Annotated in this window: 20 protein-coding genes and 1 pseudogene; 14 read left to right on the top strand and 7 right to left on the bottom strand. The window is 63.9% G+C overall.

Going from position 1 to position 14,740, the window contains the following annotated elements; all coding sequences use genetic code 11:
- Nucleotides 1-119: 119 nt before the first annotated feature.
- Nucleotides 120-701, bottom strand: coding sequence for a DJ-1/PfpI family protein (locus tag JV18_RS0114085; protein WP_033075574.1), 582 nt, complete (start codon nucleotides 699-701; stop codon nucleotides 120-122).
- A 131-nt stretch (nucleotides 702-832) separates the two neighbouring features.
- On the opposite strand from JV18_RS0114085, the gene JV18_RS0114090 reads away from it, so the two are divergent.
- Nucleotides 833-1,576 carry a metallophosphoesterase family protein gene (locus JV18_RS0114090; RefSeq protein WP_033075575.1) on the top strand — a complete coding sequence of 248 codons (744 nt, stop codon included), beginning with the start codon at nucleotides 833-835 and terminating at the stop codon, nucleotides 1,574-1,576.
- Between the two features lie 15 nt (nucleotides 1,577-1,591).
- Here JV18_RS0114090 and grxD read toward each other — a convergent pair whose 3' ends face one another.
- From grxD to JV18_RS0114105, 3 genes are read right to left on the bottom strand one after another with little or no spacing between them, the layout of a single operon-like run.
- Nucleotides 1,592-1,924 carry a Grx4 family monothiol glutaredoxin gene (grxD, locus tag JV18_RS0114095; RefSeq protein ID WP_033075576.1) on the bottom strand — a complete coding sequence of 111 codons (333 nt, stop codon included), beginning with the start codon at nucleotides 1,922-1,924 and terminating at the stop codon, nucleotides 1,592-1,594.
- Nucleotides 1,925-1,976: 52 nt separating this feature from the next.
- The gene (locus tag JV18_RS0114100; RefSeq protein ID WP_033075577.1) at nucleotides 1,977-2,210 is read right to left on the bottom strand and encodes a BolA/IbaG family iron-sulfur metabolism protein; all 234 of its coding nucleotides are present in this window, start codon (nucleotides 2,208-2,210) and stop codon (nucleotides 1,977-1,979) included.
- Between the two features lie 13 nt (nucleotides 2,211-2,223).
- Entirely contained in the window at nucleotides 2,224-2,553 is a 330-nt protein-coding gene (locus tag JV18_RS0114105) for a DUF1476 domain-containing protein (protein ID WP_033075675.1), read from the bottom strand.
- Between the two features lie 108 nt (nucleotides 2,554-2,661).
- Between JV18_RS0114105 and cysS the strand changes: the two genes are divergently transcribed.
- The 8 genes and pseudogenes from cysS (at nucleotide 2,662) to JV18_RS0114140 (ending at nucleotide 8,821) form a co-directional block, all read left to right on the top strand.
- A complete protein-coding gene (cysS, locus tag JV18_RS0114110) occupies nucleotides 2,662-4,113 on the top strand; it encodes a cysteine--tRNA ligase (RefSeq protein ID WP_033075676.1) in 1,452 nt (483 codons plus the stop codon).
- A 108-nt stretch (nucleotides 4,114-4,221) separates the two neighbouring features.
- A complete protein-coding gene (locus tag JV18_RS0114115; protein ID WP_033075578.1) occupies nucleotides 4,222-5,166 on the top strand; it encodes a D-2-hydroxyacid dehydrogenase in 945 nt (314 codons plus the stop codon).
- Nucleotides 5,167-5,271: 105 nt separating this feature from the next.
- Nucleotides 5,272-5,622, top strand: a pseudogene (locus JV18_RS0114120) (YciI family protein); the annotation flags it as partial.
- 126 nt (nucleotides 5,623-5,748) lie between these two features.
- Nucleotides 5,749-7,011: an RNA polymerase sigma factor gene (locus JV18_RS0114125; RefSeq protein WP_033075579.1), complete on the top strand. Its 1,263-nt coding sequence runs from the start codon at nucleotides 5,749-5,751 to the stop codon at nucleotides 7,009-7,011.
- A 9-nt stretch (nucleotides 7,012-7,020) separates the two neighbouring features.
- Entirely contained in the window at nucleotides 7,021-7,158 is a 138-nt protein-coding gene (locus JV18_RS15460; protein ID WP_160174203.1) for a hypothetical protein, read from the top strand.
- A gap of 164 nt (nucleotides 7,159-7,322) precedes the next feature.
- Nucleotides 7,323-7,919 carry a TetR/AcrR family transcriptional regulator gene (locus JV18_RS0114130; protein WP_033075678.1) on the top strand — a complete coding sequence of 199 codons (597 nt, stop codon included), beginning with the start codon at nucleotides 7,323-7,325 and terminating at the stop codon, nucleotides 7,917-7,919.
- A 3-nt stretch (nucleotides 7,920-7,922) separates the two neighbouring features.
- The gene (locus JV18_RS0114135; RefSeq protein ID WP_033075580.1) at nucleotides 7,923-8,216 is read left to right on the top strand and encodes a YciI family protein; all 294 of its coding nucleotides are present in this window, start codon (nucleotides 7,923-7,925) and stop codon (nucleotides 8,214-8,216) included.
- Nucleotides 8,213-8,821, top strand: a complete 609-nt coding sequence (locus JV18_RS0114140) for a DNA-3-methyladenine glycosylase I (RefSeq protein ID WP_033075581.1) — start codon at nucleotides 8,213-8,215, stop codon at nucleotides 8,819-8,821. The genes JV18_RS0114135 and JV18_RS0114140 overlap by 4 nt, the downstream gene beginning before the upstream one ends.
- Before the next feature lie 27 nt (nucleotides 8,822-8,848).
- Here the strand turns inward: JV18_RS0114140 and JV18_RS0114145 are convergent, their stop codons facing one another.
- Nucleotides 8,849-9,628, bottom strand: a complete 780-nt coding sequence (locus JV18_RS0114145; RefSeq protein WP_033075582.1) for an arginyltransferase — start codon at nucleotides 9,626-9,628, stop codon at nucleotides 8,849-8,851.
- A 452-nt stretch (nucleotides 9,629-10,080) separates the two neighbouring features.
- The gene (gene pyk / locus JV18_RS0114150) at nucleotides 10,081-11,535 is read right to left on the bottom strand and encodes a pyruvate kinase (protein ID WP_033075679.1); all 1,455 of its coding nucleotides are present in this window, start codon (nucleotides 11,533-11,535) and stop codon (nucleotides 10,081-10,083) included.
- A gap of 111 nt (nucleotides 11,536-11,646) precedes the next feature.
- Here pyk and JV18_RS0114155 point away from each other — a divergent pair, with 111 nt between their 5' ends.
- The 5 genes from JV18_RS0114155 to ruvC all read left to right on the top strand — a co-directional run bounded on the left by JV18_RS0114155 (nucleotide 11,647) and on the right by ruvC (nucleotide 14,185).
- Nucleotides 11,647-11,967 (top strand): DUF1244 domain-containing protein, encoded by a 321-nt coding sequence (locus JV18_RS0114155; protein ID WP_235303511.1) that lies wholly within the window; start codon nucleotides 11,647-11,649, stop codon nucleotides 11,965-11,967.
- Nucleotides 11,968-12,033: 66 nt separating this feature from the next.
- Nucleotides 12,034-12,276, top strand: a complete 243-nt coding sequence (locus JV18_RS0114160; protein WP_033075583.1) for a DUF2312 domain-containing protein — start codon at nucleotides 12,034-12,036, stop codon at nucleotides 12,274-12,276.
- Between the two features lie 26 nt (nucleotides 12,277-12,302).
- Complete coding sequence (locus JV18_RS0114165) at nucleotides 12,303-12,620, top strand: YbjQ family protein (protein ID WP_033075584.1); 318 nt, start codon at nucleotides 12,303-12,305, stop codon at nucleotides 12,618-12,620.
- 197 nt (nucleotides 12,621-12,817) lie between these two features.
- Entirely contained in the window at nucleotides 12,818-13,564 is a 747-nt protein-coding gene (locus tag JV18_RS0114170; protein ID WP_033075585.1) for a YebC/PmpR family DNA-binding transcriptional regulator, read from the top strand.
- Between the two features lie 147 nt (nucleotides 13,565-13,711).
- Nucleotides 13,712-14,185 carry a crossover junction endodeoxyribonuclease RuvC gene (gene ruvC / locus JV18_RS0114175; protein ID WP_033075586.1) on the top strand — a complete coding sequence of 158 codons (474 nt, stop codon included), beginning with the start codon at nucleotides 13,712-13,714 and terminating at the stop codon, nucleotides 14,183-14,185.
- 58 nt (nucleotides 14,186-14,243) lie between these two features.
- On the opposite strand, the gene JV18_RS0114180 is transcribed toward ruvC, so the two are convergent.
- The gene (locus JV18_RS0114180) at nucleotides 14,244-14,729 is read right to left on the bottom strand and encodes a DUF305 domain-containing protein (RefSeq protein ID WP_033075587.1); all 486 of its coding nucleotides are present in this window, start codon (nucleotides 14,727-14,729) and stop codon (nucleotides 14,244-14,246) included.
- Between the last annotated feature and the right edge of the window lie 11 nt (nucleotides 14,730-14,740).

Here is a 14,740-nt window from a genome sequence, read left to right on the forward strand (position 1 = left end):
CGGTCTGGTCCCTGGCGTGGCGTTTTTATCGAAGTCTTTCACTTACCCTTGCCAGACGGGGGGCGAGCGGCCCCAAGGCCCCGCCCCCCGGATGGAAACGCCCCCCGATGGCCAGCAGGTTATTGGGCGGCCGCCCCGTGCTCTGCGGCCATAAGGGCGCAAAACTGTTCAATCTGTTCTTCCGGCAAGCCCACCGATGCAAAGATAGCCGCCGTGAAGCTTATCGGCGCGGTGCCGGGTGCGGTGATCAGGCGCTGGTCCGTTACGGCCCCCGCGCTCTCAACATAATAGTCGGCGCCTTGATAATCAGGCGCATGATCAACCAGAAAGGTGCGCTCATTGGAAGTATGGCGCACAGCGTTCAGCAGTCTGCAATGGGCAAGGGCAAGCGTTCCGCCGCAAATTCCCGCTATCACCGTGCCGTCATTGTACAAGGGCGGCAACAAGGCTGAAAGATCGGGCGCATTCGCACTGGCCCAGATCGTCCCGCCGACGACAACAACAGCATCGGGCTGCCAAAGTCGCAAATCCTCAAGGTTGTTCGCCAGCGAAACCGTTAACCCGCCCTGGGATATAACCTCTCCCGCCGCGACACCGAAAAATTGTACATCCAGGCCATAAAATGGAGCGCCTGTGCCTGCGATGAAAGCATATTCCCAATCTGCGAAGCCGGCAGTCAGTAAAATCGCTATTTTCCCCATGATGGCCTTCCTTTTTCCTGTTGCTACCCAGCCTAGTCCGATCCCCTCGCATCCCCAACAGCTTCCGTAGCTCTGCCGCCCTTCCCCAATAAAAGTATCCTCGCGCCTGCGCCTGGCTTATGTCTCCGTCCATGCGCCTCGCCATCCTGTCCGATATTCATGGCAATATTGCCGCGCTCGATGCTGTGCTTGCCGATGTGGCGGCGCGCGGGGTTGATGCAATCGTCAATCTGGGCGACATTCTCTCTGGCCCGCTGTTTCCGGTGGAAACCGCCGACCGGCTGATGGCGCTCGACCTGCCGACGATCCGCGGCAATCATGAACGGCAGCTTTTGGAGGATGCGCCGGACCGCATGGGCGCGTCGGACCTTTTCGCGGCGGAGCGGCTGCGGCCCGATCAAAAGGCATGGATCGCCGCGCTGCCCGCGACGCGACGCGTCGCGCACGATGTGCTGATGGTGCATGGCACGCCGGAAAACGACCTTGCGCCTTTTCTGGAAAGCATCACGCCGCAAGGGATGCGCCCGGCCACGGCGGAGGAAGTCGCCGCGCGCGCCAGTGTGGAGAGCGCGAAGGCCGCGCGGATGATCCTGTGCGGTCACACCCATTTGCCGCGCATGGCTCGGCTGGCGGACGGGCGGCTGGTCGTCAATCCGGGCAGCGTCGGCCTGCCCGCCTATGCCGAAGATCAGCCTTTTCCGCACCGCGCGGAAACAGGCTCGCCCCACGCGCGCTATGCCATTGCCGAGGGCAAGGATGGCGAATGGGCAGCAGAGCCACTTTCGGTCCGCTATGATTGGGAGGGGGCGGCGCGCGCCGCCGAAGCGCAGGGCCGCGCCGATTGGGCGCGCGCGCTTCGTACCGGCTATGCCTGACCGCGCGCCTTTAAATTATCCTGCGCTGGCGGGCAGGCCTTCGACCATCTTATGCAATTCGCCGGCTTCATACATTTCCATCAAAATGTCGCTGCCGCCGACAAATTCGCCCTTTACATAAAGCTGGGGGATGGTCGGCCAGTCAGAAAATTCCTTGATCCCCTGGCGAATTTCCATGTCCTGCAGCACATCGACGCTTTCATAAGCGACGCCGATCCGCTCGAGGATCGCGACCGCGCGCGATGAAAATCCACATTGCGGGAACAGGGGCGTGCCCTTCATGAACAAAAGCACGTTATTCTGTTCGACCAGCTCTTTGATGCGGGCCTGGGTGGCGGGATCGGTCATGTCAGTCTCCGGTGCGGGCCTTCCCGCATGATCTAAGGTGAATGTCTCTTCCCTATGAAGGGATGGCGGTGGTCAATTGCAAGGCGTGAAGTTCACCGCCCATGCGCCCGCCCAATGCGGCATAGACCGCCTTGTGCTGCGCGACGCGGCTCATCCCGCGAAAGCTCTCGCATTCGACATGCGCCGCATAATGATCGCCATCGCCTGCCAGATCGGTGATCGTCACCGTGGCATCAGGGAAAGCGGCAAGGATCATCGCCTTCAGATCGGATTCCTGCATTGCCATGACCGGCGCCCTGTCAGTCCGTCTGCGTTTCGATGAACTGACGGCGCGCTTCGACCGTCTTTTCGTTCAGCATCGCGCGGATTTCGGCGTCGCTGATCTCGACCTTCGCCGCGGTCAGATCGCCGACCAGCTTGCGGATCACATCCTCATCGCCCGCTTCTTCGAAATCGGCCTGCACCACCGCCTTGGCATAGGCGTCGGTTTCTTCCGGCGTCAGCCCCATGCGCTCGGCTGCCCATTCGCCGAGCAGGCGGTTGCGGCGGGCGGTGATGCGAAACAGCATATCCTGGTCGCGTGCGAATTTCGCCTCAAAGGCCCGTTCACGATCTTCAAAAGCGTTCATCTTGTCCTCGCCGGAATGTGGTTCCCCATCCAGATAGGTGGCGGCGCGGGCAGGCGCAAGCGGCGTTTCGGTTGACGGCGCGCCCCGCGGCAAGGCATGGGCACGCCCATGACCGACGCACCCGCCCCCACCGGCGCCCCGCTCCGCCTGTTCAACAGCCTGACGCGCGCGCTTGAAATATTCACCCCCGTCCATCCGGGTGAGGCGCGCGTCTACAGTTGCGGCCCGACCGTCTATAATTATCCGCATATCGGCAATATGCGCGCCTATGTCTTTGCGGACGTTCTGGGGCGCACGCTGTCATCGAAGGGATATAAGCTCACCCATGTCATCAACATCACCGATGTGGGCCATCTGACCGACGACGCCGATGCGGGCGAGGACAAGCTGGAAAAGGCTGCGGCGGAAAAGGCCCAGTCGATCTGGGACATCGCGCGCCATTATACCGAGGCCTATTGGGCCGATATCAAGGCGCTCAACATCCGCGAGCCAGCGCATTGGTCGATCGCCACCGACTATGTCCCGCAGATGATCGCGTTCGCCAAGGCGATTGCCGACAAGCATTGCTATGAACTCGACAGCGGCCTTTATTTCGACACCTCGACCGTCGCCGATTATGGGCGGCTGGCGCGAGCAGGCACGGAGGAGGGCGAAAGCCGTATCGACCCCGTCGACGGCAAGCGCCACGCCGCCGATTTTGCCATCTGGCGCAAGACCCCGCCGGGCGAGAAACGCCAGATGGAATGGGACAGCCCATGGGGCAAAGGCGCCCCCGGCTGGCATCTCGAATGCTCGGTGATGTCCGAAGCGCTGCTCGGCTTTCCCTTTGACATTCATACCGGCGGCATCGACCATCGCGAGATTCACCACCCGAATGAAATCGCGCAGAATCAGGCGCATAGCTGCTCCGCCGACAGCGGCGCGCGGCTGTGGATGCACAATAATTTCCTCGTCGAACGATCGGGCAAAATGTCGAAATCGAGCGGCGATTTTCTGCGCCTGCAATTGCTGATCGACAAGGGCTATCACCCCCTCGCCTATCGCCTGATGTGCCTGCAGGCCCATTATCGCAGCGAGCTGGAATTCAGCTGGGAAGGGCTGGGCGCCGCGCTGACGCGGCTCAAACGCATGGTGATGGCGGCCGAACGGCTGAAAAACGAAACCCCCGGCGATGCCGCGCATCCGAAGCTTGCCCCCTGCCGCGAAAAATTCGACGCCGCGATCAGCGACGACCTCGGCACCCCGATCGCGCTCACCGCACTCGAAGAAGCGCTGGCGATGAAAAAGGTCGATGCGGGTGCCAAACGCACGCTCGTCGCCGAAATGGACGCGGTGCTGGGCCTCGCCCTGTTCGAAACCGCACGCGCCGACCTGCGCCTCCGCCCGAGGGCGGCGACCATCACCGAGGCCGAAATCGAAGCCATTCTCTTGCGCCGCAAACAGGCCCGCGCCGACAAGGACTTCGCCGCATCCGACGCGCTGCGCGATGAACTTGCCGCCCAAGGGGTCGAGGTGATGGACGGCGACCCGCTCGGCTGGGACTGGCGGTTGGAAATTTAACTCCCCCTCCCGCTTGCGGGAGGGGTCAGGGGTGGGCATGAATGGCCCACCCGCCGCGCATGGACAGGCCCGCCCCCGGCCCCTCCCGCAGGCGGGAGGGGAGATTATATGACCAAAACCACCGCCGTCCTGTCGGCCATGATCCGCCCGCTCGTCGAAAGCCGCCTGCCCGATTGGGTCGAACCGCATTTCTTTGCCTCAAAGGAAGAGGCGATGGCGATGGCCCCGCGCGCCGAAATCGGCTGGTTCGACATGTATGACAAGGAGGACATGGCCGCCGCCATCACCGCCGCGACAAAGCTGAAATGGCTGAACAGCATCTATGCCGGGTTCGATGGCATGCCGCTCCACCTGTTGCAGCAACGCGGCACGGTGGTCACCAATGGCACGGGGATCAACGCGATCACCATCGCGGAATATGTGGTGATGGGGATGCTCACCATTGCCAAGGGATATCGCGAAGTGGTGCGCGCGCAGGACCGGCGCGAATGGCTGATCGATTCGCCGGGCAAGGTCGAGCTTTACGGGTCAAAGGCGCTGCTGCTCGGCTATGGCGCGATCGGCAAGCTGGTCGAGGAACGGCTCGCCTCCTTTGGCGTCGATGTCACCGTCGTGCGCCGTTCACCCGGCAAGAACAGCCTCACCCCCGACCAGTGGCGCGCGCGGCTGAGCGATTTCGACTGGGTGATATTGGCCGTCCCCGCCACCCCGGAGACCGACCAGATGATCGGCGCCGCCGAGCTGGAGGCGATGAAACCGACCGCCACGCTGATCAATATTGCTCGCGGCAGCGTCGTCGATCAGGCGGCGCTGACCGCGGCGCTCGACCAGCAGCGGATCGGCGCTGCCTTCCTCGACGTCACCACGCCCGAACCGCTGCCCGAGGATGATCCGCTGTGGAGCCTCGACAATGCCCATATCACCATGCACCTGTCGGGCCGCGCGCAGGACAAGATGTTCATCCGTTCGGCCACGCGCTTCCTTGAAAATCTGGACCGCTGGCACCGGGGGGAACCGGTGACGCCGCAGGTCGATCTCGCGCGGGGTTATTGACGAACGCGCTGCAAAAAATCTGATCGCCGTGTCGATTCCGAAGAAGCTCGTTCGTCGCAGGGTTACGTGGTCAAAGATTGCCGCGGCAAACCAAGGAGACTGATGATGCGCGTTATGGTGTTTGTAAAAGCGACCGAAGACAGCGAACAGGGCGTCATGCCACCCAGCGAAATGCTCGAAGCGATGGGCAAATTCAACGAAGAGCTGGTCGATGCCGGCATTCTGCTGGCGGGTGATGGCCTGAAACCTTCGAAACAAGGCAAGCGTGTCGCGTTCGACGGCCCAGGCCGCACGGTGATCGACGGCCCGTTCGCGGAAACCCGCGAGCTGGTCGCTGGATATTGGCTGTGGGACGTCAAGGATATGGACGAGGCGGTCGCCTGGGTGAAGCGTTGCCCGAACCCGATGATGGGACCGAGCGAGATCGAAATCCGTCCGGTCTACGAAATGTCCGATTTCGACGAGATCATGACCCCGGAAGCCGAGCGAATTCACGGCAGCGTTCGCGACAAGCTGGAGGGGCGCTAGGGTCAGGACCGCTCCGGCCTTGCCTTGTCCGGAGTTTTCGGGACAAGGCAAGGCATGGCGGCCGATGAAACCCACCGCGCGATCGAAGCGGTTTTTCGTATCGAAAGAGCGAGGCTGATCGGCAGTCTGGCCCGGATGGTGCGCGACGTCGATCGCGCCGAAGAGCTGGCGCAGGACGCACTGGTCGTGGCACTCGCCGAATGGCCGAAGACGGGCATTCCGCACAATCCGGGCGCATGGCTGACGCAGGCGGCGAAGCGCCGCGCGATCGACGATCTCCGCCGGGCGAAAATGCGCGATCGCAAACATGCCGAAATAGCCCGCGAGCTGGACGAAGGCGAGCGGCAGGCTGGCGACATGGAAGCCGCGATGGACGATGACATCGGCGACGAACTGCTGGGGCTGATCTTCACCGCCTGCCATCCCGTTATCGCGCCGGATGCGCGCGCGGCGCTGACCCTGCGGCTGGTCGGCGGGCTGACGACTGACGAAATCGCGCGCGCCTTTCTGGCGAGCGAACCGGCGGTCGCGCAGCGGATCGTGCGCGCGAAAAGGGCGATCGGCAACGCCGGTCTGGCATTCGAGGTGCCGCACGGCCGCGACCGGGCGGACCGCCTCGCCTCGGTTCTCGAGGTCGTCTACCTGATCTTCAACGAAGGCTATGCGGCGACGGCGGGCGAAGACCCCGTGCGTCCATCGCTCTGCGCCGAGGCGCAGCGGCTGGGGCGCGTCCTTTCCCGGCTTGCTCCCGAAGAGCCCGAGGTTTTCGGACTCCTCGCCCTGATGGAAATTCAGGCTTCGCGTCTGACGGCACGAACCCGCGCCGATGGAAGCCTCGTGCCCCTGCCCGAACAGGATCGCGCGCGATGGGACCGGTTGTTGATCCGTCGCGGCCTCGCCGCCCTGGACCGGGCTGAAGCTCTTGGGGGCCAGGGCCCTTATGCATTGCAGGCCGCACTCGCCGCCTGTCACGCCCGCGCCGTCAAGGCCGAGGACACCGACTGGCCGCGCATCGCCGCGCTGTACGATCGGCTACGCACCATCATGCCGTCGCCGATCGTCGATCTCAACCGCGCGGTGGCGCACAGCATGGCCTTCGGCCCCGAAGCCGGATTGACCATGGTCGATGCGCTGGCCGAGGTGGCGCTGCTCAAAAATTATGCCCCCTTACCCGCGGCGCGCGGCGACTTCCTGTTCAGGGCGGGCAGGCTGGCCGAAGCCAAGGCGCAGTTTGAAGCAGCGGCGGCATTGAGCCGCAATGCCGGAGAAAAGGCGTTCCTTCGCGCGCGTGCGGCGGCTTGTGACGAGGGTGGCTAAGCCGGACGCTTGGCCTTCAGTTCGCGAGACCAGCGGCTGCCGCCGCTCGTCATTTTTAAAGCGACCGCGACGCGGCTCAGCATCGCGCGCGGCGGCGTGGTCGATCAGGCGGCGCTCACAGCCGCGCTTGGCGAGACCTTTCCTTAAAAATCTGGACCGCTGGCACCGGGGTGAACCGGTGGCGCCGCAGGTCGATCTGGCGCTGGGTTATTAGGGGCTTCGCCGCCCATAGACGCATCCTCCCGATGCCCGCTTGACCGATTAGGACAAATGTCCTAATTCCGCTCCCCGGATACATGGGAGGGTTGGTCATGCCATCATCATCGACGCGCGAGCGGATCGTCGAACAGGCCGATGCCCTTTTCTATCAGGGCGGCTTCGAGGCGACTTCCTTCCACGCCATTGCCAGCGGAGTCGGCATATCGCGCGGCAATTTCTATCATCATTTCAAAAGCAAGGATGCGATTCTCGACGCCGTCATATCGCGCCGCGCCGACGCTACCCGCGCGATGCTGGCGGGCTGGGAAGCCGAAGGGGGCGACGCGCGCGGGCAGATACTCTGCTTTATCCGCATCCTCCTCACCAATCGCGCCGCGATCATGGATTATGGCTGCCCCGTCGGCACGCTGACCAATGAACTGGCCAAGGCGGGGCATCCCGCCAGGGAAGAAGCGGCGGCGATTTTCACCCTGTTCCGTGACTGGCTCGCGGCGCGCTTTCAGGCATTGGGCGCGGGCGAAGAGGCAGACGCGCACGCGCTGCATCTGCTCGCCTGGTCGCAGGGGGTGGCGACGCTCGCCGCCGCCTTTCGCGACACGGATTTTATCGACCGCGAGATTGCCGCCATCACCGCATGGCTCGATGCGCGCATTGCCCTCCCTTCTTCTCCGCCTGCAGACAAAGGATGATGGATGTTCATTGCCTATCTGACTTTCGCCGACAATCGCGCCGCCGCGCCCGATCATCTCGCCGCGCATAAGCAGTGGATCGAACAGGGCTTTGCCGAGGGCGCCTTCCTTGCGGTCGGCAAATTGCTCCCTGCATCGGGCGGCGCCATTTTGGGCCGCGCCGACAGCCGCGAAGCGTTTGAAGCGCGCATCGCCGCCGACCCCTTTGTCATCCATGGCGTCGTCGCCGCCGATATTCAGGAGATGGATGTCTGGCGCACGCAGGACGGGCTGGCCGATCTGATGGCGGCCGCATGAGCGCGACCATCCCCGGCCCCGACGGACGCCCGCGCTGCCGCTGGTGCGCCGCCGCGCCCGAATTTTTCGCCTATCACGACCGCGAATGGGGCTTCCCCGTCACCGACGACATTCGCCTGTTCGAAAAACTCTGCCTCGAAAGCTTTCAGTCGGGGCTGAGCTGGCGGACCATCCTTGCCAAGCGCGACAATTTCCGCGCCGCCTTTGCCGGTTTCGACTTCCGCCGAGTCGCCGAATTTGGCGAGGGCGACGTCGAACGGCTGCTCAGCGATGCGGGCATTGTCCGCCATCGCGGCAAGATCGAGGCGGTGATCAACAATGCCCGCCGCGCATGCGAAATGGTGGAGGAAGAAGGCGCGCTTTCGACCTTCCTTTGGCGCTATGCCGAACCCCGGGCAGAGGCCGCGCCGCAAAGCCGCTCCACCTCCCCCGCTTCGCACGCGCTGTCGAAAGAACTGCGCAAAAGGGGCTGGCGCTTTGTCGGGCCGACGACCGCCTATGCCTTCATGCAGGCGATGGGCCTCGTCAACGACCATGCCGCCGACTGCGTCACCCGCGCCGACGCTGAAGCGCAGAGGCAAGCGTGGCTGGCCCAGCCGTCATAAGGGAAATAGGAGGAGGAAGCCTCTTCGTCACACCAGCTCGAACTGCGCCGCGATGCTGCTCGCCGGAACCGCCGCGGGTTCAAAGGGCGCCCAGCCATCGGGGCCAAGCTTTTCCAGCGGGCGAAAGCGCGCCTTATAGGCCATGCGCGCCGACCCTTCGACCCAATAGCCGAGATAGACATAATCCAGCTCCGCCGACGCCGCGCGGCGGATATGGTCGGCGATGATATAGGTGCCCAGCCCCTCGCGGCGCGGGTGATGGGCATCGAAAAAGCTGTAGATCATCGACAGGCCGTCGCCCTGCCGGTCGGTCAGGCAGCAACCGACAAGCCGCCCCGGCTCGCCATCGACGCCGGGCTCGCGATATTCGATCATATAGGATTCGACCGGCGTCTGTTCGACCATGTCGGCGAAATCCTGCTCGTCCATATCGGCCATCCCGCCATCGGGATGGCGCGCGCTGATATAGGCGCGCAGCAAGCGATATTGCTCCTCGGTCGCCCACGGCTTGCAGGGGGTGGCGATAAGGTCGCGGTTGCGGCGGATTGTGCGCTTCTGCGACTGGCTGGGGCGGAAATCGCGCGCCGCGACGCGCACTGAAACACAGGCGGTGCAATCGCTGCAGCTCGGGCGATAGGCGACCGACTGGCTGCGGCGAAAACCGATGCGACCCAGCGCATCATTCAGCTCAACCGCATTTTGCCCGCCCAATTCGGTAAAGACTTTTCGCTCCGTCTTTCCAGGCAGATAGGGGCAGGGCGCCGGGCTGGTGACGTAAAAACGGGGAAAGCGAAAAGGGGCGGACACGCGGGCAAAACCTCCGGGGCGATAAAGGCCCGCCGCCGCGGACCATGAAGCATCTCTTCCCGGACTATGGCCCGCCCCGTCAATGGTGCAAAGTCTGTTTACCATTTTTATCCGTCCCGAACTGAATCAGCTCAAAATTTTCCTGAATCGCCCGCTAAACTTTGTGCCGTTCTGAATCGGATTTGGATGGCTGTCCGCCATATAGCCAGGCAAGATGGGGAAGCCATCTTCCCCCTCCCCCATGCGCTTGCTGATCGCGGCACGGGGATGATGTTTCGCACAAAGCCACGAAGCTACAAAGAGGGCGTCTTCCGACGGCAGCGCGCGACCAGGTCCATCACCCGCCGTTTCGACAAAGGACAGCCGAGGCGTAAACGTCCCGCCATGGATGCAGAAACAAGTTCAGCATGACGAATGGATATACGGGAAAGCAGGCCCCCGCACGCCCCCCCTCAGCTATAACCCTTCAACTCGTCGCCGGTCAGCGTTGCGACATGCAGCACATTGGTCGATCCCGGCGTGCCAAAGGGAACCCCGGCGGTCATCACCAGCTTGGCCCCCGGCTTGCAGATGCCGTGGCGCAGCGCCATGCGCTTGCCCTTGGCGATCATCTCTTCGAAACTCCCGATATCCTTGGTCGGCACTGCATGGGCGCCCCACAAAAGCCCCATGCGCCGCGCCGCCTCTTTCTTCGGCGTCAGCACCAGCAGGGGCACCGCCGGGCGCTCGCGCGCCACGCGCCGCGCGGTCGATCCCGATGCGGTGAAGCAGATGATCGCATCGGCGGCGATGGTGCGGATGATCCCGCCCGCCGCCTCGGCCAGCGCATCGGCGGTCGTCGCGTCGGGAACGGTCTGGGTGAAATGCAGGCGGCGCAGATAATCGGGGTCGCTTTCGACCGAGCGCGCGATGCTGTCCATCATTGTCACCGCCTCGACCGGCCAGGCGCCCGCCGCGGTCTCCGCCGACAGCATGATCGCATCGGCGCCATCATAGACGGCGGTGGCAACGTCGGACACTTCGGCGCGCGTTGGCGAGGGCGAGACGATCATCGATTCGAGCATCTGGGTCGCGACCACCACCGGCTTGCCCATGCGCCGCGCGGTCGCGACGATGCGCTTTTGCAGCGGCGGCACCGCTTCGGGGGGAAGCTCGACCCCCAGATCACCGCGCGCGACCATCGCCGCATCGGCGAGTTCCAATATCTCGTCGAGCCGCGCAACGCCCGCGGGCTTTTCAAATTTGACGAGCAGCGCCGCCTGGCCGCCGATCAGCCGCCGCGCCTCGGCGACATCTTCGGGCCGCTGCACAAAGGACAGCGCGATCCAGTCGACCTGCTGTTCCAGCGCAAAGGCCAGGTCCTTGCGGTCCTTTTCGGTCAGCGCGGCGAGCGGCACGACAACATCGGGGACATTCACCCCCTTGCGGTCCGAAATCTTCCCGCCGACCTCGACGATGGTTTCGATCCGCCCCGCGCTGACCGCCTTGACGCGCAGCACCAGCTTGCCGTCATCGACCAGCAGCCTTGTGCCTTCCTCCAGAGCGGCGAAAATTTCAGGATGCGGCAGGCAGACGCGCGTGGCATCGCCGGGCGCCTTGTCGCTGTCGAGAATGAAGGCGGCGCCCTTTTCCAGTTCGACCGGCCCATCCTTGAACGCCCCGACGCGCAGCTTGGGCCCCTGAAGATCGACAAGGATGGTCGTCGGCCGCCCCGTGTCCTTTTCCAGCGCGCGAATGGCGGCGATCACCTTGGCATGGCCGGCGTGGTCGCCATGGCTCATATTGACGCGAAAGGCGTCTGCGCCTGCGCGGTGCAGTTCGGCGATCCGCTCGGGCGAGGCGCTGGCGGGGCCAAGGGTCGCCAAAATGCGAACCTTGCGCTGGCGAGGAGTGAAATGCTGGGCCACAATTGCTCCGCTGATATGAAATGATGCTGATGGCGGCATGGCGCGTTGATCGCGCCAGCGCAACCATCGTATAGCTATGCGGTCCCCTACGGAACCCAAGGAGAAGGCCTGATGTCGTGCAGCGATGACCCGTCGATGACAAAAGATGATCTCGACCAGCTCGACGACGCCGTCGCTGCGGCAGCCTTTCGCCGCCTCGTCCGCCTGCTTCAGCACCGGCATGACGCCGCCAATATCGAACTGATGGGCCTTGCCGGTTTTTGCCGCAATTGCCTGGGTGACTGGGTCGCCGAGGCGGGTAATATGGACAAGGAAGCCGCCCGCGCCCTCGTCCACGGCATGCCGACGGCGGAGTGGAAAGCCCGCTATCACACCCCCGCCACCCCCGAACAGCTTCTCCGCATGGAAGAAAGCATGGCCAAGAATCCCTGACCCCGCTAGGTGAGGCGCACGGCGATTCACGCGCCACCCAATCCACCTATTCAGCGGAGTATCAGAATGAGCGAAGCCACCGTGTCCGACGAACAATTGCGCCTGTTCATCGAGCGCATCGAGCGTCTGGAAGAAGAGAAAAAGGGCATCGCAGACGATATTCGCGACGTCTATCTCGAAGCCAAGTCACAGGGCTATGATCCCAAGATCATGCGCCAGATCGTCCGCCTTCGCAAAATGCCTCCGCACGACCGCAAGGAAATGGAAGCGATCCTGGACGTTTACAAATCGGCGCTCGGCATCGCCTGAGCGCGTTTCGCACAAGGAGACGGAAGATGTTCAGCACCACCACCAACGCCGTCGAGGGCCGCCCGGTCCGCGATTATCTCGGCATTGTCACCGGCGAAGTCATCGTCGGCGCCAACATCTTCCGCGACCTGTTCGCCAGCATCACCGACATCGTCGGGGGCCGGTCGGGCAAATATGAGGATGTCCTCGCCCGCGCGCGCAAGCAGGCGCTCGCCGAAATGGAGGCAGAGGCGCAAAAGCTGGGCGGCGACGCGGTCATCGGTGTCGACATCGACTATGAGGTGCTGGGGCAGAATGGCTCGATGCTGATGGTCTCGGCCAGCGGCACCGCGGTCCGTCTCTAAGGGAGCGCCTCCCGCTCCCCTTCCCCGTCACAGCCCCGGTTGTCTCGCGCGGCAAGCGCCGCTAGAGGGAGCCAAACGCGTCATTGCAAACGAAGCGAAACCATCTTCCCGGTCCGGCCCCTTGCGCGCCCTTCGCGCGCCCGGCGGTCCTCGCCACCTTCGCTCCTTGCAGTCACGCCCAGCAAGGGAGGTAGGCCGTGGCCGGCCATAGCAAGTTCAAGAACATCATGCACCGCAAGGGCGCGCAGGATAAAAAGCGCAGCGCCCTCTTTTCCAAGCTCAGCCGCGAAATCACCGTCGCGGCAAAAATGGGCCTGCCCGACCCCGACGCCAATGCGCGCCTGCGCGCGGCGGTCAATGCGGCCAAGGCGCAGTCGATGCCCAAGGATAATATCCAGCGCGCGATCGACAAGGCGAGCGGCGGCGAAGGCGATAATTACGAGGAAATCCGCTACGAAGGCTATGGCCCCGGCGGCGTTTCGCTGATCGTCGAAGCGCTGACCGACAATCGCAATCGCACCGCGACCAATGTCCGCACCGCTTTTTCGAAAAATGGCGGCAACCTCGGCACCTCGGGCAGCGTGTCTCACGGCTTCGACCGACTGGGCCTGATCAGCTATCCCGTCGATGCGGGCGACGCCGACACCGTGTTCGAAGCCGCGCTCGATGCGGGCGCCGATGATGTCGAATCGTCGGACGACGGCCATGACATCTGGACCAGCGTCGACAGCCTGCACGAAGTCGCCAAGGCGCTGGAGGCCAAGCTCGGCGAAGCCGAAGGCGTGAAGCTCGCCTGGCGCCCGACGATCAAGAGCGAAGTCGCCGACGAAGCGACCGCGCAAACCCTCTTCAAGCTCATCGACACGCTCGACGATGACGATGACGTCCAGACCGTCTGGGGCAATTATGACATCCCCGATGCGGTGATGGAAAAGCTTGGCTAAGCACGCGATTCCGTTCGTGTCGAGCGAAGTCGAGACACCCCGATGGGGTGCGCGACCGACAGGCATTCCGACTTCGACCAAAAGGCCGAAGCTCACCCCGAGCGCCGCCGCTGGCGGCGTCGAGGGGCTCGACACGAACGGACGTTGATGATCATCCTCGGCCTCGACCCCTCGCTCACCTGCACCGGCTGGGGCCTGATCCGCGCCGAGGGCAGCCGGATCAGCCATATCGCCAATGGCCAGGTCAAAACCGATGCCAAGGCGCCGCTCCCCGACCGCCTCGCCCATATCGACCGCGCGCTCGCCGCCGTCATCGCCGACCATGATCCCGTTCAGGCGGCGGTCGAGGAAATTTTCGTCAACGATAATCCCCAATCGACGCTCAAGCTCGCCCATGCGCGCGGCGTCGCGCTGCTCGCCTGCGCGCGCGCCGGGCTGAGCGTCGCCGAATATGCCCCGCGCCTCGTCAAAAAAGCGATTGTCGGCACCGGCGGCGCCGCAAAGGAACAGGTGCAGGCGATGCTGCGCGTGCTGCTGCCCGGCACCAAGGTCGCGGGCGCCGACGCGGCCGATGCTCTCGCGGTCGCGATCTGTCACGCCAACCACCGCCCGCGCTTCTGACGCGCCAAGCCCAATGCAACGGAAACCACCCTCCCGCGCCAATCCCGCGCGCGCCGCCCTATTCGCCCGGCGGCAGGCGGGGCGCATCCTGTCCCACCGGATTCGCCTCCAGCTCGGCGATCAGCGTCTTCATCTCGTCAATCTCGCGGACCTGCGCCGCGATAATCTCGTCGGCCAATTCGCGCACGCGCGGGTCGCGAATCTCCGCGCGGCGGCTCGTCAATATGGCGATCGAATGATGGGGGATCATCGCCTTCATATAATCGACATCATCGACCGCCGTCTGGCTCCGCACCATCCATAAGGCGCCCGCGCCAACCAGCAGCGCGCCCGCGACAATCGCCAGCTTGATCCGGCGTCCCTCATACATGTCCCACATGAAGGCGAGCATGACGAGGGCCATCGCCGCGCCCATCACCAGCGCCATCCAGCTTCGCGTCTGGCTGTAAAAAAGATGATCGGCGGCATAGCTGTTGGCATACATGAGCGCGAGCATCACCAGCGTCGAGGTCGCGATCATTGCGGCAAACCGTGTATAGCGCATGGGCCTTCTCC

Origin of the sequence: Sphingopyxis sp. MWB1, from assembly GCF_000763945.1 — a bacterium.
Lineage (GTDB): Bacteria > Pseudomonadota > Alphaproteobacteria > Sphingomonadales > Sphingomonadaceae > Sphingopyxis.